The 16352-nt window shown below is 65.1% G+C and carries 16 protein-coding genes and 1 riboswitch; of the genes, 4 read left to right on the top strand and 12 right to left on the bottom strand.

All coding sequences use genetic code 11. The features are described 5' to 3' along the window. Positions 1–95 precede the first annotated feature (95 nt). Positions 96–362: riboswitch (cobalamin riboswitch) on the bottom strand. Positions 363–488: 126 nt separating this feature from the next. The 8 genes from KUW00_RS09960 to gltS form a co-directional block, all read right to left on the bottom strand. Continuing rightward, positions 489–980 (bottom strand): bifunctional adenosylcobinamide kinase/adenosylcobinamide-phosphate guanylyltransferase, encoded by a 492-nt coding sequence (locus KUW00_RS09960; protein ID WP_222568950.1) that lies wholly within the window; start codon positions 978–980, stop codon positions 489–491. Next, positions 932–1570 (bottom strand): histidine phosphatase family protein, encoded by a 639-nt coding sequence (locus KUW00_RS09955; protein WP_222568949.1) that lies wholly within the window; start codon positions 1568–1570, stop codon positions 932–934. Before KUW00_RS09955 ends, KUW00_RS09960 begins: the two co-directional genes overlap by 49 nt. Continuing rightward, positions 1522–2307: an adenosylcobinamide-GDP ribazoletransferase gene (cobS, locus tag KUW00_RS09950; RefSeq protein ID WP_222568976.1), complete on the bottom strand. Its 786-nt coding sequence runs from the start codon at positions 2305–2307 to the stop codon at positions 1522–1524. Before cobS ends, KUW00_RS09955 begins: the two co-directional genes overlap by 49 nt. Before the next feature lie 13 nt (positions 2308–2320). Continuing rightward, positions 2321–2941, bottom strand: coding sequence for a bifunctional adenosylcobinamide kinase/adenosylcobinamide-phosphate guanylyltransferase (locus tag KUW00_RS09945; RefSeq protein WP_108448888.1), 621 nt, complete (start codon positions 2939–2941; stop codon positions 2321–2323). Then, on the bottom strand, positions 2938–4125 hold the full coding sequence (gene cobD, locus KUW00_RS09940) for a threonine-phosphate decarboxylase CobD (RefSeq protein WP_222568948.1): 1188 nt from the start codon (positions 4123–4125) through the stop codon (positions 2938–2940). Before cobD ends, KUW00_RS09945 begins: the two co-directional genes overlap by 4 nt. Continuing rightward, positions 4122–5102: an adenosylcobinamide-phosphate synthase CbiB gene (gene cbiB / locus KUW00_RS09935; protein WP_222568947.1), complete on the bottom strand. Its 981-nt coding sequence runs from the start codon at positions 5100–5102 to the stop codon at positions 4122–4124. The genes cobD and cbiB overlap by 4 nt, the downstream gene beginning before the upstream one ends. Before the next feature lie 58 nt (positions 5103–5160). Beyond that, positions 5161–6195: a nicotinate-nucleotide--dimethylbenzimidazole phosphoribosyltransferase gene (gene cobT / locus KUW00_RS09930; RefSeq protein ID WP_213229709.1), complete on the bottom strand. Its 1035-nt coding sequence runs from the start codon at positions 6193–6195 to the stop codon at positions 5161–5163. A gap of 449 nt (positions 6196–6644) precedes the next feature. Then, positions 6645–7853 carry a sodium/glutamate symporter gene (gene gltS / locus KUW00_RS09925; protein ID WP_213229579.1) on the bottom strand — a complete coding sequence of 403 codons (1209 nt, stop codon included), beginning with the start codon at positions 7851–7853 and terminating at the stop codon, positions 6645–6647. Positions 7854–8482: 629 nt separating this feature from the next. On the opposite strand from gltS, the gene KUW00_RS09920 reads away from it, so the two are divergent. The 4 genes from KUW00_RS09920 (at position 8483) to KUW00_RS09905 (ending at position 13301) form a co-directional block, all read left to right on the top strand. After that, complete coding sequence (locus KUW00_RS09920) at positions 8483–10051, top strand: arylsulfatase (RefSeq protein WP_083970615.1); 1569 nt, start codon at positions 8483–8485, stop codon at positions 10049–10051. 179 nt (positions 10052–10230) lie between these two features. Beyond that, positions 10231–11364, top strand: coding sequence for a PA0069 family radical SAM protein (locus tag KUW00_RS09915; RefSeq protein ID WP_222568946.1), 1134 nt, complete (start codon positions 10231–10233; stop codon positions 11362–11364). 147 nt (positions 11365–11511) lie between these two features. After that, the gene (locus tag KUW00_RS09910) at positions 11512–12828 is read left to right on the top strand and encodes a sulfite oxidase (RefSeq protein WP_222568945.1); all 1317 of its coding nucleotides are present in this window, start codon (positions 11512–11514) and stop codon (positions 12826–12828) included. Positions 12829–12842: 14 nt separating this feature from the next. Next, complete coding sequence (locus tag KUW00_RS09905) at positions 12843–13301, top strand: hypothetical protein (RefSeq protein ID WP_083970591.1); 459 nt, start codon at positions 12843–12845, stop codon at positions 13299–13301. A gap of 104 nt (positions 13302–13405) precedes the next feature. On the opposite strand, the gene KUW00_RS09900 is transcribed toward KUW00_RS09905, so the two are convergent. From KUW00_RS09900 to KUW00_RS09885, 4 genes are read right to left on the bottom strand one after another with little or no spacing between them, the layout of a single operon-like run. Further along, on the bottom strand, positions 13406–14086 hold the full coding sequence (locus KUW00_RS09900; protein WP_222568944.1) for a glutathione S-transferase family protein: 681 nt from the start codon (positions 14084–14086) through the stop codon (positions 13406–13408). Between the two features lie 51 nt (positions 14087–14137). Continuing rightward, entirely contained in the window at positions 14138–14974 is an 837-nt protein-coding gene (locus tag KUW00_RS09895) for a DUF2797 domain-containing protein (protein ID WP_409996284.1), read from the bottom strand. Next, positions 14958–15254 (bottom strand): YeaC family protein, encoded by a 297-nt coding sequence (locus tag KUW00_RS09890; protein ID WP_045994422.1) that lies wholly within the window; start codon positions 15252–15254, stop codon positions 14958–14960. The genes KUW00_RS09895 and KUW00_RS09890 overlap by 17 nt, the downstream gene beginning before the upstream one ends. 9 nt (positions 15255–15263) lie before the next feature. After that, positions 15264–16109, bottom strand: coding sequence for a rhomboid family intramembrane serine protease (locus KUW00_RS09885; protein WP_108448878.1), 846 nt, complete (start codon positions 16107–16109; stop codon positions 15264–15266). Between the last annotated feature and the right edge of the window lie 243 nt (positions 16110–16352).

Below are 16352 nucleotides of genomic sequence, written 5' to 3'. Positions count from 1 at the left end.
AGCGAACAGGGGACACAGAACGCTGGACAGGACACCCGGGAGCGTCAAGAACACCAAACTGACAGGCAAGCGCTGCGCGTCGGGACCCCACCGCCCCTTGGCATGGCTCTTCAGGCCGGTCTCCGGGCTGACGAGATGAACCATCGAAGCGTTTCGACGGTTCGGCGCGTTCGCCTTCCCGTGACTGGCTGAGCGGGACACAGGGTCCGGTCGCATCAGGGGTCAAGGACCCTGTCACAGTGGCGTGGTGAGCGCGCTTGACTCGATCACCGTTGCGGGGGCAGCGTCGGATTGGCACCGACTTCCCGTTTCACCCCTCGTGTCTACTTCTGGCCACGGCGTCTTGCGTCAGAAAGGACTGACGCCGTGGTCATGCTGGCACGTTTCGGGGCACCTGAGAGTGCGCGTAAGCTAGCAATCGGCACAGCGGGCGTCAACGAAAAGCGCCGTTCGGCTTGTTCGACTGGTTCGATGCCGGGTCTGTTCGCTCAGTCCGCTCGGCCCGCTGCGGTAGCCTCCTTCCCATCGAGCCGCATGGTCAGGCCATGGCGTACGTAGTGTACCTGGCTTGCCAGGCGCACCGCGTCCTGGGACAGCCAGCCCATCAGATCACGCAGGCGGCGCTGGGCCGGGTCCACCGGGACGATGCCGCGCCCCACCTCGTCAAGCACCAGCACGCGCCGTCCCGGCGAACTGGCCCAGCCAGTCAAGGCCTCGCGCCAGCGCCGGCCCAGCCGGTCATCGTCGGCGCTTGCTGACTCGTTTTCACGTTGGTTCTCAAGTTCGTTCTCTAGTTCGGCCTCGAGCCAGGCAAGCCAGCCGCTGATGACGAGGGTGTCGCCATCGTCGATGGCGGGACCAGCGCCCGCACCGGGCACCCGTCTCATCATCTCGTCGGCGTCGCGCCAGCGTGCCTCGGGGTAGCGCTCGGCTACCCGCTGACGCTTGCCTGACGCGGTACCGCCGATGAAGACGTACATGTGATGCCCTCTGCCTGTCGAATGAGTGTCCAGCGCCGACCGGCGGCCTGACCGACGACGCCCTCCCAGAACGGCACGCCCTCGAACTCTCGGCGCAGCTCGCGGATCACCCCGCCGTGGGTGACCACCAGCACGCGCCGATGGCCGGCCTCGACGGCGGCATCGAAGATGGCGCCGAGGGCCAACGCCAGCCGGTCACGCAGGTCCTGGGCGGATTCACCATCGGGAGGCGCCAGCTCACCGGCGCTGTCGATCCACTCCCGGTAGACCGGATCGTCCTTGAGCTCTTCCCAGTTGCGCCCCTCGAACTCGCCGAAGTCGTTCTCGCGCAGGCGTTGGTCCAGGCGAGGCTCCGGCCAGCCACGGCCCTCGGCGATATGGGCCAGGGTCTGGCGGCAGCGGGTCAGGTCGCTCGACACCACGGCGTCGAAGCGCTCGCCTTCCAGTTCCAGGCGCAACCGATCCATATCGGCCAGGGCGTCGGGCATCAACAGCTCGATATCGCGCTGGCCCTGGTAGCGCTTGTCCAGGTTCCACTGGGTCAGCCCGTGGCGAACCACCACCAGCTCGAGACACACATCAGAAGCCATAGTTCTCCTCCCTCGATGGCACTGCCCAGCATATCGCCGTTGATGCCGTGAAAGGCTCGGATCATCCCCCGGGCGAAGACCCAGGTAAAGCCCCCGCTGGCGAGCAGAACCCCCACCAGCCCGGCTACGTTCGTCCCGCCCGGCTCCAGCAGCAGTCCCGCAGAAACAACCACCAGAAGAGGAACCAGGGCAAGCACCAGGTCGCGCCAGCCAAGGCCCTGCTGCCAGCTATGGGCGAGTCCCTCGGGCCGAGCAGCGGGTACGCCGATCAGCAGCGCCACCGCGCTGGCTCTGGCCAGGGCGGGTACCACGACCAGCCACAGCAGAGCCCCATCGGTCGTGAGCCACCACCACAACAGGACCGCCTTCCAGGCCAGCAGGAACACCAGCGCCAGCACGCCAAAACTGCCGACCTGCGGGTCCTTCATGATTTGCCAGCGGCGCTCGAGCGGCGCATTGCTGCCCAGCGCATCGGCCAGGTCCATCACACCGTCCAGGTGCAGCCCACCGGACAGCGCCACCCACAGCGTCAGCAGCGCCAGTGCCTGGATCGGCGTGGGCAGCGCTGAGGTCAGCGCGACGGCCACGGCCAGCAGCACGCCGATCAAGAGCCCCACCAGCGGGTAGCAACGCGCCGCCCAGCGGCGGTTGGCGCCGTTCCAGTCGATCATCACCGGCAACGGTATCCGGGTCAGAAACTGGATCGCCAGCCCCAGCCCGGCCAGTGCCGGCAGCACTCGCGGCCTTTGATCACTCACTCGACTCTCCTCTACCCAGCCTGTTGCCCGCTCCTGCCCTCACGTCAGCGGGACGTTCCCCCGCCGGCTTCCACTCGATGGCCTGCCCCGCGACCACCTCCACCACCCGATCGGCACACCGCGCCAACAGCAGGTGCAGACGCTGGAGCTCGCTCAGGTACCAGCGCACCAAGGCGTCCTTCGGCGGCAATTCCTCGTTGAGGTCGTTGGATACGACCACCAGCGCGATATCACGTCGGCGAGCGTCCGCGAGCAGCGCTGCTAGTTGGTTAAAGGCGTCTCTCGCCGCAGCGCGCCGGTCGTCACGCTCGAGGCCGTCGGCAAACAGGCGCTGACTCGACCACAGCGTCAGGCAATCCAGCAGCACGGTGTCGCCTGTGCTCACCTGACGCCAGGCGACCAACAGGTCCTGCGGTGCCTCCAGCGTATGCCAGCGGCTGTCACGCCGGGCCTGGTGGCGCGCCACCCGCGTGGCCATCTCGCCCTCCTCGGCCCTGGCGGTTGCCAGGTACCAGAGCTGCCCCCGGGGCTTGTCGGCGTGGAGCGCCAGTGCCGCCTGTTCGGCAACGTGACTCTTGCCCGAACGCACGCCACCGCTGACAAAGGCGATCATCGGTTCTCTCCACGAGACTGGGCGTCGCCGAGCCAGTCGCCGAGCCAGTCGCCAAGCCATCTGAGCAGGCGATCATTGTCGGCGCGGCGCTGCAGCGCCACGCGAATCCAGGCGCCGTCCAACCCACTGAAGGTGTGGGTGTGGCGAGCCAGACAGCCATGACGGGCCAGATACGCTAACAAGGCTTCGCCATTGGCCTGCGACGGCTGGCCCGGCGGCCTGAACAGCACGAAATTGGCTTGGGAGTCCACCACCGTCAGGCCCAGATCGCGCAGGCCGGCCGTCAGATAGGCGCGCTCGGAGTGAAGCCAGTCGCGCGTGCGACGCGCAAAGTCGCCATCGGCCAGCAGCTCGGGCACTACGGCGGCAGCCAGGCCGTTGACGCTCCAGGCCACCTGATGGTGTTGCAGCGCCCGACAGCGCTGCGGGGACGCCACCAGATAGCCAAGCCGCAGCCCCGCCAGGGCGTAAAACTTGGTCAACGAGCGCAACAGCACCAGCGGCTCGCCCTGTTCCACCAGATCGGTGAGCGGGGCTTCATCGTCGGCAAAGTCGACGAAGGCTTCGTCGATGACCACCAGGGTGTCGCTGCGCCTGGCCGCGGCCACCAGCGCTTCCACGTCACTTCTGGGAAGGCGCGTGCCGGTGGGATTGTTGGGGCGACACACAAACACCAGATCGACAGGGGCAAGGCGCGCCGAGAGCGCCTCGACGTCCAGCCGGAAGTCATCTCCGCTGAGCTGCAAACGCTCGATCTCGATGTCGTTGAGTCGGCATGCCCGGGCGTACTCGCCGAAGGTCGGCTCGACGATCAAGGCGCGGGCGCGACGATAGGCCCGGGCCACCAGGTGGATCGCCTCGGCGCCGCCATTGGTCAACACCAACGACAGTGGCGCTATCCCCAGCGACGCCGCCAGAGCCGCCACGGCGTCCCGATACTCGGGGTCAGGATAGTGGCGCACCTCGTTCATGGCGCGGGCGAGCCAATCAGCAAGCCAGGCCGGCGGGCCCAGCGGATTGAGGCTCGCGCTCACATCCATGGTCGGTGTCACCGACGACAGGCCAAGTCTGTCGAGCAGCGCCGCGCCCTGGCCGCCGTGATCAGGCCAGCAAGAGCCCTGCCCCTGTGTTGGCGTCTGGCTCGCGCTTGTGTCGCTCAGGTGCCGAGTGTGGGTCGATGTCATCGCACGGCCTCCAGCACCAGGATGATCAAGGCCAGCAGTGTCAGCACGCCCGCCGTGCCGGCGTAGAGACAGCGAATCGCGGCGTCGATGTGACGCGCCTTTAACGTCTCGGTGGGCGTGCCCAGCCGCGCCCGGTCGCTGATCTGATCGCCGTAGCGGTTTACCCCACCCAGCTCGACGCCGAGCAGATTGGCCACCATGGCCTCCGGCCAGCCGGCGTTGGGACTGGGGTGGGCCGGTGCCTGCCGGCACGTCGCCGACCAGGCGCCGCGCCTGCGCAGCCCCGGAACCACCGCAGCAAGACACCACATGGCCAGCGCCGTCAGCCGAGCCGGCAGCAGGTTGACCAGATCGTCGAAGCGAGCCGAGGCCCAGCCGAACTCGCGGTAGCGATCGCTGCGATGGCCGACCATGGAATCCAGAGTATTGGCTGCCTTGTAGGCCAAGGCCAGGGGCGCACCGCCGAGCAGAGCCCAGAACAGCGGTGCGGTGATGCCATCGACGGTATTTTCGGCCACGCTCTCGACGCACGCTCGGCTCACCCCTGCCTCGTCAAGCGCCCGGGTATCGCGCCCGACGATGGCCGAGACCGCGCGCCGCGCCTGATACAGATCGCCCCTTGCCAGCGGTGTGGCCACCGCACGGGCCGCCTGCACCAGGCCCCGGCAGGCAAGGCAAGTCCACAAAAGCAAGCCCTCCACCACCAGCGCCAGCCAGGGCGAGACGACACCGGCAAGGCCAATCGCCAAAGTGGCCAGCGTCCATGCAAGCCCCACCACCACCAGCGTGAGCACCACGCCCTTGGCTCTGCGCGCCTGCGGCCTGCCACGGTTGAGCCGCGCTTCCAGGGCGCCGATCAGTCGGCCCATGCCGACCACCGGATGCGGCAGCCAGCGTGGATCCCCCAGCCAAAGGTCCAGCACCAGGGCGGCGAGCACCAACACCAGCAACTCGGGACTCAGTGGTGGCAGCGTCATGGGAACCACCCCCCCCTGGCCGCGCTGTCGTCCTCTACTCTCACGACGTCTGCTCGCCTCATGCCGACGGGCCACCCTCGACTCCGGCGTCGGCGAATGTCGCCATCTCGCTGAGCATGGCGCAGGCACTGGCGAGCAGCGGATAGGCCAGGGCCGCGCCGCTGCCTTCGCCCAGGCGCAGGCCAAGCGACAACAGCGGCTCACCGCCGAGTGCGGCCAGCGCCTCACCGTGACCGGCCTCATCGCTGCGATGGCCAAACACCAGGTAGTCGCGCACGCCAGGCGCCAGCCGAGTCGCCGCAAGGGCCGCTACCGTGGCGATAAAACCGTCCACCAGCACCGGCGTGCGACCCGCCGCTGCGGCCAGGCAGGCCCCCGCCATGGCGGCGATCTCGAGCCCGCCCAGACGCGCCAGGGTATCGAGGGCGGTATCGCCAGTGCCCCTTGCCAGCGCCCTGGCGATGACCTTGCGCTTGTGGTCCAGGCGCGCATCGTCGATACCGGTGCCACGCCCCACCACCTCCTCGGCGGAAAGGCCGGTAAAGGCGGCCAGCAGAGCGCTGCTTGCGGTGGTGTTGGCGATGCCCATCTCCCCCAGGATGACACAGCGGGCACCCGCAGCGCGGGCGCGCTCGACGGCACGAATGCCGACCTCAAGCGCCGCCTTTACCTCGTCGGGACTCATGGCGTCCTCGCAGGCGATATTGCCGCTGCCCGCCCGCACCCGATCGAGCACCACACCCGGCACCTGATCGCTGGGCGTGGCCACCCCAACGTCGACGACCTCGAGCCGGGCATTGATCTGGCGGGCGAAAACGTTGATGGCGGCGCCCCCACGGGCGAAGTTGGCGACCATCTGGGCGGTGACCGAGGCAGGAAAGGCCGACACGCCTTCCGCCGCCACCCCGTGGTCTGCGGCGAACACGATGATGGCCGCAGGGTCGACCCGGGGTAACGGCTCGCCGGTCATCGCCGCCAGATCCGCTGCCAGCTTCTCGAGTCGGCCCAGGCTGCCGGGGGGCTTGGTCAGGCTATCGAGACGAGCACAGGCCAGGCGGCGGGCCTCAAGGTCCAGCGAAGGAATGCGGCCAATATTGGAGGAAAGAGTTGAAGCAAGGGGTGAGTCGAGGGTCGAGTCAAGCGTCGAGGCGGGAGTAGTAGACGAGGACGAGGGCTGGTCACGCACGGCGATATCCTGATGGCACTAACGCCGCCCGGGCGGCGAATAAGAAAAAGACCGCCCGAGTCTTCCGACACGCGAACAGGCGGGCAACAAGCCGCCGAGCTTAGCAGATCACCGAAAGGCGATCTTCCCTCGGAAACGGATCCGAGATCGAGCGTCTATGCTGCGGGTCATGCTGAGGGTCGTGCTGAGGGTCGCGCTGCGGGTCGCCTTGCCTCATTCACCCCCCGTTCGAGCCCCGGTCGAGGCCACCGCATTCATCATGATTGGCCAGGACGACCGACGCCGCGCCCGGGTGTGCGCGGCGTCGGTATCTATTCATGAAACGGTTCTACTGGTGATACCGCTCGAGCGTGACCTCAGGCAAAGACGTTGAGACACCAGGTGATGGCGGGCACGGAGACCATGTCGATCAAGACGGCGCCACACAGCGGAACGATGATGTAGGCCTTGCTCGATACCACCTTGTAGTGGTCGCAGACGGCGCCCATGTTGGCGAAGGCGTTGGGCGTAGCGCCAAGGCCAAAGCCGATGAAGCCGGCGGAGAGTACGGCGGCGTCGTAGTTGCTGCCGAGCGAACGAAAGACCACCAGCGCCGCAATGGCCATGATCACCAGCGTCTGGATCATCAGGATCAGCGCCAGGCCAAGTCCCATGCCCTGCAGCTGCCAGATCTTCAGGTTCATCATGGCCATGGTCAGGAAGATCGCCAGGCTGACTTCTCCGATCAGATTGATGGCGCGCTCGGAGACCTCGACCAGGCGAAGGTGATCGTTCAGGTTGCGCAACACGATGGCCACGAACATGGCCCCGACGTAGCTTGGCAGCACGATGCCGAGTTTCTCTTTCATGAGTTCGCGACAGGCCAGGCCGATGACCATCACCGGCACCACCACCGCCATGGCCTTCAGTACCCGATGCGGGGTCAGCGTCTGATCATCTTCGCTCAGGTGCTCCTCGTGCAGATCGGCAAGCCCGCCGACCTCCTCGGCCTCGATGCGAAGCTTGAACCGCTCGATCAACCAGCGGGCGAGAGGCGCGCCCAGCAGACTACCGGTAATGACACCGTAGGTGGCCGCCGTCATGGCGGCGGTCAGGGCGCCGTCGGCACCGAGCGCTTCCGCCTCTGGCCCGAAGGCCGCCGCACCGCCAAAGCCGCCTTCCAGCGAAGGCCCGCCCGCCATCAGGCCGATCAGGGGGTCGAGCCCGATCATCGAGGCGACGCCGATACCGATACCATTCTGCACCAGCACCAGGGCCCAGCAGGTCAACAGGAAGATCACCAGCGAACGCCCGCCCCTGGCCAGCACCGAGAGGCTGCCACCGAGCCCTACCGTGGCGAAGAAGGCGATCATCATCGGATCCTGAACGCTGGTGTCCAGATCCAGCGTCAGCACGTCCATCGATCGCAGCAGCCATACCAGCACGGCGAAGCCGATGCCCCCGACCACCGGCGTCGGTACGCACATGCGCTCGAGCCACTCCACCCGGCGCCGAAGCTGAATGCCCACCATCAGCAGGACCAGCGCCAGCGCCATTGTTTCCACTGCGTTCAAGCCTATATTCATCTGCCTTCGCTCTCCTTCGCCCTCGAAGGACACCCTCCTGGTGACTCTCGGTGCGGCTACGCCAGGTGTCCGCCCTTAGACTACTGGACAAACATTCAGGCATGAGAGGGGCCTATTTGTCGTGGAGCAAGCTTTTGCTCCCTCTTGTGTCCTCAGCGGTCCGCCCCACCCGAGGGAGGGTCCAGGCAGAAACAGCGGTTCAAACTCAGCCAAGGGAGAAGGTGCCAAGGGCCACGACCAATGACACAGAGGGCGATGACCAACGACACAGAGGGCGAGGTCACTGGCACCCTGACGGTCGAGTCGACGATGGCAAAGCAAATGAGACAACCATTTGGGCAGGCTCGGGGAAGTTGGTCATGCACAAGCAATGATCGTTTACTATGCTGTCTTGCATGCCCATCAAGGCACACTTTTAGCTGAGCCAGCAGACTCAGCCTTCCTTCCCCCTGGTTCCAGCCCAGCGGGCGGGGATCGGAGGAAATACAACGATACCGCCGGCCTTCACGCGTCGGCTGTCAGGACCTGACCAGCAAGCCGTACGTCGACCAGCAAGGAGAGCAGGCCAACACATCACTCCGCTGTATCAATGCCATGTCAATGACATCATTTAATTTAAGGGAACGATCATGAAAGTGTATTCGTCGGCAATACCTTCGCCCTGGAAGGGCATCGTGGCGGCATCGATTGCTGCGGTCGGCCTGGCAGCCAGCATTCAGCCAGCGTCCGCTACCGAAGAAGAAACCTCCTCCGAGGCGTCATCAGACAAGCCCAACATCCTGGTCATCATGGGCGATGACATCGGCTGGTTTAACACCAGCGCCTACAACAGCGGCATGATGGGCTACACCACGCCCAACATCGACAGCATCGCCGAAGAAGGAATCCGCTTCACCGACGCCTATGGCCAACAGAGCTGCACCGCTGGGCGCGCGGCCTTCATCACCGGGCAGTCACCCAAGCGTACCGGTCTTCTCAAGATCGGCATGCCCGGCGATCCGCTCGGCCTGCAGCCGGAAGACCCGACCATCGCCGAGATCCTCAAGCCGATGGGCTACGCTACCGGCCAGTTCGGCAAGAACCACCTCGGCGATCGCGACGAGTACCTGCCGACCAACCACGGCTTCGACGAATTCTTCGGCAACCTCTACCACCTGAACGCCGAGGAAGAGCCGGAGAACGCCGACTACCCCACCGATCCTGGCTTCCGTGAACAGTTCGGCCCCCGTGGTGTCATTCGCTCTTCCGCGGATGGCCAGATCGAGGACACCGGCCCGCTGACAAAACAGCGTATGGAGACCATCGACGAGGAATTCCTGACCGCCGCCGAGGACTTCATCGAGCGCCAGGAATCTTCCGACACCCCCTGGTTCGTGTGGTACAACACCACCCGCATGCACATCTTCACCCACCTCAAGGAAGAGAGTGAAGGCCGCACCGGACTTGGCATCTACGCCGATGGCATGACCGAGCACGACGCCCTGGTGGGCCAACTGCTCGACAAGCTCGAGGAACTGGGTGCCGACGAGAACACCATCGTCATCTACACCACCGACAACGGCGCCGAGAAGTTCACCTGGCCGGATGGCGGCACCTCGCCCTTCCGTGGCGAGAAGGCCACTACTTGGGAAGGCGGCATTCGGGTGCCGTTCATGATGAGGTGGCCGGGGCAGATCGAACCGGGCCAGGTGTCCAACGAGATCCTTTCGCTTGAGGACATGTTCCCGACCCTGATCGCCGCCGCTGGCGAGCCGGACATCAAGGAGCAGCTGCTTGACGGCTACACCGCCGGTGACAAGGAATTCAACGTGCACATCGATGGCTATAACGTGCTGCCCCACCTGACTGGCGCCGAGGACGCCGGCGAGTGGCCGCGCGACACCTTCTTCGCCTTCGTCGATGATGGTTCCCTGGGTGCCGTGCGCTTCGGCCAGTACAAGGCACACTTCAGCATCCAGGAGCACGAGGGCATGGACGCTTGGCGCCGTCAGCAGACGCAGCTCAAGGCACCGCTGTTGATCGACCTGCGTGCCGATCCGTTCGAGATGGCCCCGGAAGACTCTTCCTACTACGACGACTGGCAGCTGCGCCGCATGTATGCCTTCTCCCCTGTAGGCAAGATCGTGGCGGACTTCATGGCCACCTTCGAGGAATACCCCCAGCGTCAGGAAGCCGGCTCCTTTACGCCGAAGCAATAACGCTTCCACCGGCAAGTCGACAGGAGGCCGCCCTTGGGCGGCCTCTTGCCGTTGTGCTCCCCGTTCAGCTCTTGTTCAGCCCCCGTTTATCTCCTTATTCAGCCCCTAGCTCTGCTCCGCGTTCGTTCGAGATATCACATTGCTGGATATATAGACAGTATTCGACTAGCCTTGCAGGCATGGATCACTATCATGACGACGGCCAGCAAAGAAGCGCTACAGGCCCCTTGAAGGGCCGAGGCGCGACCTATGATCCCGCCAATCGTTTTTCTCCCACCCGAAGCGAACAGGTGGACGACGGCTGGTGGCAAGAGGCAACGCCTGATCGCATCGCCACCGTCACCGCCACCGAGAGCGCCAAGAGCGCGCTGTCGTGGAACCGCTCGCCAGACCTGCCCTTCGATCGCTCGATCAACCCCTACCGTGGCTGCGAACATGGCTGCATCTACTGCTACGCGCGGCCCAGTCATGCCTACTGGGACCTGTCACCCGGTCTCGACTTCGAGACCCGCCTGATCGCCCGCACCGGCCTGGTGGAACGCCTCACCGAGGAATTGTGCAAGCCCGGCTACGTCTGCCGCCCGATCAACCTGTCCGGCAACACCGACGCCTACCAGCCCATCGAGGCCGAACACCGAACCACCAGGGCACTGCTCGAACGGCTGCTGGAGTGGCGTCATCCGGTCACCCTGGTGACCAAGAGCGCGCTGATCCTGCGCGACAAGGACCTGTTGAGTGAACTGGCAAGCCGCCGCCTGGTGCGGGTGATGGTCAGCCTCACCAGCCTTGACACCGAACTCAAGCGTCAACTGGAGCCGCGCACCGCCTCACCCCGGGCCCGACTTCGGGTCATCGGCGAACTTGCCGATGCCGGTGTACCGGTGGGCACCCTGGTCTCGCCGGTGATTCCCGGGCTTACCGACCATGAACTCGAGCGCCTGCTTCAGGCCGCCAGGGACGCCGGCGCCAGCACCGCCGGCTGGATGCTGCTGCGACTGCCACGCGAGGTCGCGCCGCTGTTCGAGGCCTGGCTCGAGTCCCACTATCCTGAGCGCGCCGCCAAGGTCATGAGCCTGATTCGCCAGTGTCGCAACGGCCAGGACTACGACAGTCGCTTCGGCCACCGCATGCGCGGCCAGGGCGTCTTCGCCGAACTGCTCGACCAACGCTTCCGCAAGGCCTGCCGTCGCCTGGGCCTGTCACGACGTAGTGATAGTGGCCTTGATAGTGGCCTTGATAGCGGTCTTGATACTGATAGTGAGCTTGATACCGAGAGCTTCAGGGCGCCCCATCGTCAGGGATCGTTATTTTAGCGAGTCGCCACCGCCTCCAGGCCGCTATGCCCCAGCGCTGGACCCATTGCCGCCTTCCAACTGTCCCTGGCCGCCGCCGGTGCCACCACCTACGCTACAAGGATCCTCTGGAATAACGACCTACAATTAAAATATAAGGAGTTCTGCATGCGCCGCCAGACCAAGGGCCTGCACGCCCTCTACGCCAAGGATCCCGTGGACGCCGATCGCAAGCTGTGGGGGCGGCTGGTGGATCCCGTCAGCCGTCGTGGATTTCTCACCGGCTCCAGCCTGCTGGCCATGAGCGCGGTACTCGGCGCCAGCATTCCCTTCGCACGCTTCATGCCGGGAGGCCTGATTCCTGCAGCCCTGGCCCAGAGCGACGAAGCCTTCGAGATCGAGGGCAAGGAGGGGCTGAGGGTCCTCAACGACCGTCCGATCAACGCCGAGACACCGGCCCATCTGCTCGACGATGACATTACCCCGGCGCGCTACATGTTCGTGCGCAACAACGGCCTGCCCCCGGAGCGAGCCGAAATCGATCCCGCCACCTGGACGCTGGAAATCACCGGCGAGTCGTGCCAGAACCCCACCACCTTCACCATCGCCGAGCTGAAGGAGCGCTTCTCCGAGCACACCTACCAGCTTCAGGTAGAGTGCGGCGGCAATGGTCGCAGCGAGTACGTCCCCGCCGCCAGCGGCAACCAGTGGACCACCGGCGCGGTGGCCTGCCCGACCTTTACCGGGGTACGACTTCGCGATGTGCTGGAGGCCTGTGGCATCGCCGACGACGCCGTCTATATCGGTTACTACGGCGCCGATCGCCACGCCAGCGGCGCCGCCGACAAGGAAGCGATCTCTCGCGGTGTGCCGATGGAAAAGGCCCTGGAGGACGAGTCGCTGATCGCCTGGGCGATGAACGGCGAGGACATTCCCTACCAGAACGGCTACCCGCTGCGCCTGGTGTGCGGCGGCTGGCCGGGCTCGGTCTCGGGCAAGTGGCTCAAGCAGATCGTCGTACGCAACCAGAAGCACGATGGGGCCAAGATGGCGCCTCCCTCCTACAGCGTGCCGGCGAACCCGGTGGCACCGGGCACTGAGGTGGCCAAGGAAGACTTCGTCACCATCCAGTCGATGCCGGTGAAGTCCCTGATCACCTACCCGCGATCAGGGATCGAGCACGCCCAGGGCCAGCCGATGGAGGTGCGCGGCCACGCCTGGGCGGGGGATCTGTCGGTGACCGAGGTGCACACCTCAATCGACTTCGGCGCCACCTGGCAGAAGGCCAGCCTCAACGACGCACCCAATCGCCTCGCCTGGCAGCGCTTTACCACCCAGGTCGAGTTCCCCGAGCCTGGCTACTACGAGGTGTGGGCCCGGGCGGTGGACGAAAACGGCCAGTCCCAGCCCATGGTGGTGCCCGGCTGGAACCCCAAGGGCTACCTCAACAACGCCTGTCACCGCATCGCGGTTCAGGTCGGCTGAGGGAGGAGACTGGCATGGGAATTCGTACCACCAGAAGGCATAGGGCGTGGTCGTCGGCCCGCCCGCTCTTGATGACCGGTCTGCTACTCGGCGCGGTGCTGTTCAGCCCCTTTGGCCTGGCTCAATCGACAGGCGAGGCCTCTGGGCAAGCCACAGATGCCCCCCTCGAGACCGACCCGGACAGCGGGTTCGTGATGGCCGAGGGCTGGCAGACGGTCAAGGGCAACTGCACCGTCTGCCACTCCGCCGCCCTGGTCACCCAGAACAGGGGGTCACGCGAGCACTGGGCCTACCTGATCGACTGGATGCAGGAGACTCAGGGCCTGTGGCAGTTCAATCCCGAAATGGAAGCCACCATCCTCGACTACCTGTCGACCCACTACGGCCCGAGGACCGATGCCAGGCGGCAGAACCTGCCCAAGCATCTGATGCCGCCGGCACCACAGGCCAGCGAGACCAGCGCAGAAGGTTGAAACAACGGACGTGGTCGAAAGGCGGCTGATCGGCCCGATTCTGCGACAGCGGAATCGGGCATCGTATGCTCTGACAGATAGTCAGATGCCCTAACACAGATCCTTCAGCGCATGTCCTTGAGCACAGTGCCGCTGGCGAGGATCTGCGCCTCGAGAGGTAACTCACGGAACGGCTCGCAAACCGCCTCGCTTTGCCATTGGCGCATGGCGGGCAGCGCGAGGAGTCGCTCGAGGTAGTCGCGAGACGGGCCACCCATGGGCAGGTCGTAGGTTCGCATCCTGAAGGCGATGGGGGCGAAAAAGGCGTCTGCGGCGGTAAACCGCTCGCCGCACAGGTAAGGTCCACCAAAGCGCGTCAAGCCGTCTTCAAACAGTTCGTTCAGCCGATGCAGGTCATCCAGCAACTCGGGCGTCTTTTCGTTCAAGCGTACGCGCAGCGCGCAGTGCATCGCACACTGCTGCCTGAGCGCGCTGAAACCTGAATGCATCTCGGCACAGGCACTTCTGGCCCAGCATCTGGCGTCCACATGCTCAGGCCAGATATCGGAATGACGCTCGGCCAGGTATTCGATGATGGCCAGCGAGTCCCACACCACCCGTTCGTCATGATGCAGACAGGGCACTCGCCCCGAGGGCGAAAACCGACGAAAGTCGGCGTGACTGTTGCCCTGCTCATCGAAGGGGTGAAAGGCCAGCTCGAAGGGAATCTCGAGCTGGCGCAAGGTCAGCCAGGCCCTCAGCGACCACGACGACGTCTGTCGATTGGCGATATGCAGGACGTACATGACAGCGCTCCCTGGGTCGCTGGCAGCGCCTGTCGCTGCCGGTGACGTTGATCAAGCCGCCAGCGACATCTCGTAGCCGGTGTACTTGCGAAGATTAATCACTCCGGTATCGAAGATCAGATACTGGCCCTTGATTCCCATCAGCGTGCCCTCGACTCGCGGATTCTTGTCGAGGTTGTGAGACGTGACCTTGGTGGGGTACTCCAGTACCGGGTAGTCGAAGCGTCGTGGGCTGCCGTCCAGGGGACGGATAGCATCGGCGCCGAAGCGCTCACGTAGATCGCCCAGCCCCGCCGACAGCCTCTCCAGCAGACGGTCGCGCTCTGCGGCCAGATCCAGTTCCTCGACCTGCCCCTTGAGCATCGCCCGCCAGTTGGTGCGATCCGACACCTCGTTCTTGAACAGCACCTCGACGAAGCCAGACTGCTGACGGCTGTCCACCTCGAGGATCGGCAACGCCTGGATCGCGCCCTGGTCGAGCCAGCGCGTCGGCATCTGGGTATTGCGGGTGATCCCGACCTTGAGCCCGGAAGCGTTGGACAGGTAGACGACGTGAGGCTGGAAGCAGAACCGCTCGCCCCACTCGGGCTCGCGACAGGTCCCCTCGAAAAAGTGGCACAGCTCGGGCTTCATGATGCAGCTGTCGCACTGGGCCAGGCGCTTGAAGCAGGGATAGCAGTGGCCTTGCCCGAAGCTCTTTTTGGTCGCACGCCCACAGTGGGTACAGGCGATCGCCCCGCTCCACTCGAGACGCAGGGTGCGGCCCAGGTAGTCGTTGAGCGGCAGACGGTTCTCGCCGGCCTTGAGGGTGTAGCGCGCGGGGGAGTCGGGTTCGACCCCCATCTTGGACAGACATCCGTGGGCAAGTACTTCAGTCACGACTAGCATCCCGGGCGAGCCCCGCCATGTCTTCGGAAACCCCGGCACTGCTCGATGGCCCACCGGGCCCAGCGCCGCAGGTGCGTTGCTCCAGGTAGCCGATGCGGCTCTCCTCGGGCACATTGTTGTCGTGCTCGTAGCGCATCACGGCTTCCATGCACAGCTCGATCTGCTCGGCCGTCAGCATTCGCCCGTCCGGCCACTTGCGCAGCGACACCGCCTGCTTGAGGCTCTGGTAGATCGACGGCGTCATCTGGGAAATCATTCGCTCGAAGGTCATGTCGCTCATGGCATCGCTCTAGTGAAGACGTGATTTGCGGGAATGATACCAGCCCAGCACCAGCCCCACGAGCAGACCGCCCAGGTGCGCCTCGTTGGCCACATTGCCAAAGCCCACCAGCCCGGCGACGTCGGTCATGGTGAAGACCATCCAGCCGAGCATGAACAGCACCAGCATCTGCGGCACGAAGAAGCCGCTGGCCGGCGCGCGACGGGACATCAACCAGACGTAGCCAAGCAACGCAAAGTCGACGCCCGACATGCCACCGAACAGCACCGTGCCGGTGGCGTACTGGGCCAGGTTGCCGGCAAGCCCCGCCACCACCACCAGCGTCAGCATGCGCAATGGGCCATGCAGGGTCTCCACCTGACGGCCGAAATACCACAACCACATCATGTTGAAGATCAGGTGCATCCAGCCGAAATGCAGGAAGATCGGCGACAGCGGGCGCCATACCTGCCCCGCCGCCAGCGCATCGGGGATACTGCCGACGGCCAGCGCCCCGCCACGGATGCCCACAGGCACGATCGCCAGCCACGCCAGCACCATGTCTCCCCACACAGCGATGGCACCAAACACCAGCAGACACAGCCCGAGCACCGACAACGTGACCGGATGCTGGCGCAGCAGCGGCCACCAGTGACGTGCCGGTCTCGGCTTCGAGGCCCTCGGCGCGGGTATCGCCTCTCCACGCTGCCAGCGAGTGATCACCTCGGCCAGAGCGTCCTGTTGTTTCGGGTCCATCAGCCACAGTACCTGGCCGTCGTCCTCGTCGGTGATACGGTGTCCGATGCGGTGCGACCAGAGCGCCTGTCGCAGCTCGCGAGTATCGATATCGTGGGGGATCAGCATGACCCGGAACATGGCGTCTCCAGCGCGAAAAAGGGTGGCGGCCCAGAGATGATGGCCTGAAATGACGTTGGCCGGTAGGGGCAGCGGTCACGCGCGGCACAGATGGGCGAAAGGCCCGATGGCAAGCCGGGCATGGCAGGATGTCTTTTTCATCCACACAGAAAAAGTCCGGCGGAGGGGGCCGCCGGACAAGAGCAAGGGATCATTCAAGGGAACACCTACTCAGACGCCGCTTTTGATAAAGGGTTCAGTCGG

The organism is Halomonas sp. DP5N14-9 (genome assembly GCF_019802175.1).
GTDB classification, from domain to species: Bacteria; Pseudomonadota; Gammaproteobacteria; order Pseudomonadales; family Halomonadaceae; genus Halomonas; species Halomonas litopenaei.
This window is presented reverse-complemented; position numbering and strand designations above follow the sequence as displayed.

What these genes read in the sequence shown, in the direction of transcription:
- KUW00_RS09960 (WP_222568950.1), bottom strand. Translation starts at nt 980, where the DNA reads ATGTACGTCTTCATCGGCGGTACCGCGTCAGGCAAGCGTCAGCGGGTA.
- KUW00_RS09955 (WP_222568949.1), bottom strand. Translation starts at nt 1,570, where the DNA reads ATGGCTTCTGATGTGTGTCTCGAGCTGGTGGTGGTTCGCCACGGGCTG.
- KUW00_RS09945 (WP_108448888.1), bottom strand. Translation starts at nt 2,941, where the DNA reads ATGATCGCCTTTGTCAGCGGTGGCGTGCGTTCGGGCAAGAGTCACGTT.
- cobD (WP_222568948.1), bottom strand. Translation starts at nt 4,125, where the DNA reads ATGACATCGACCCACACTCGGCACCTGAGCGACACAAGCGCGAGCCAG.
- cbiB (WP_222568947.1), bottom strand. Translation starts at nt 5,102, where the DNA reads ATGACGCTGCCACCACTGAGTCCCGAGTTGCTGGTGTTGGTGCTCGCC.
- gltS (WP_213229579.1), bottom strand. Translation starts at nt 7,853, where the DNA reads ATGAATATAGGCTTGAACGCAGTGGAAACAATGGCGCTGGCGCTGGTC.
- KUW00_RS09920 (WP_083970615.1), top strand. Translation starts at nt 8,483, where the DNA reads ATGAAAGTGTATTCGTCGGCAATACCTTCGCCCTGGAAGGGCATCGTG.
- KUW00_RS09915 (WP_222568946.1), top strand. Translation starts at nt 10,231, where the DNA reads ATGGATCACTATCATGACGACGGCCAGCAAAGAAGCGCTACAGGCCCC.
- KUW00_RS09910 (WP_222568945.1), top strand. Translation starts at nt 11,512, where the DNA reads ATGCGCCGCCAGACCAAGGGCCTGCACGCCCTCTACGCCAAGGATCCC.
- KUW00_RS09905 (WP_083970591.1), top strand. Translation starts at nt 12,843, where the DNA reads ATGGGAATTCGTACCACCAGAAGGCATAGGGCGTGGTCGTCGGCCCGC.
- KUW00_RS09900 (WP_222568944.1), bottom strand. Translation starts at nt 14,086, where the DNA reads ATGTACGTCCTGCATATCGCCAATCGACAGACGTCGTCGTGGTCGCTG.
- KUW00_RS09895 (WP_409996284.1), bottom strand. Translation starts at nt 14,974, where the DNA reads ATGCTAGTCGTGACTGAAGTACTTGCCCACGGATGTCTGTCCAAGATG.
- KUW00_RS09890 (WP_045994422.1), bottom strand. Translation starts at nt 15,254, where the DNA reads ATGAGCGACATGACCTTCGAGCGAATGATTTCCCAGATGACGCCGTCG.
- KUW00_RS09885 (WP_108448878.1), bottom strand. Translation starts at nt 16,109, where the DNA reads ATGTTCCGGGTCATGCTGATCCCCCACGATATCGATACTCGCGAGCTG.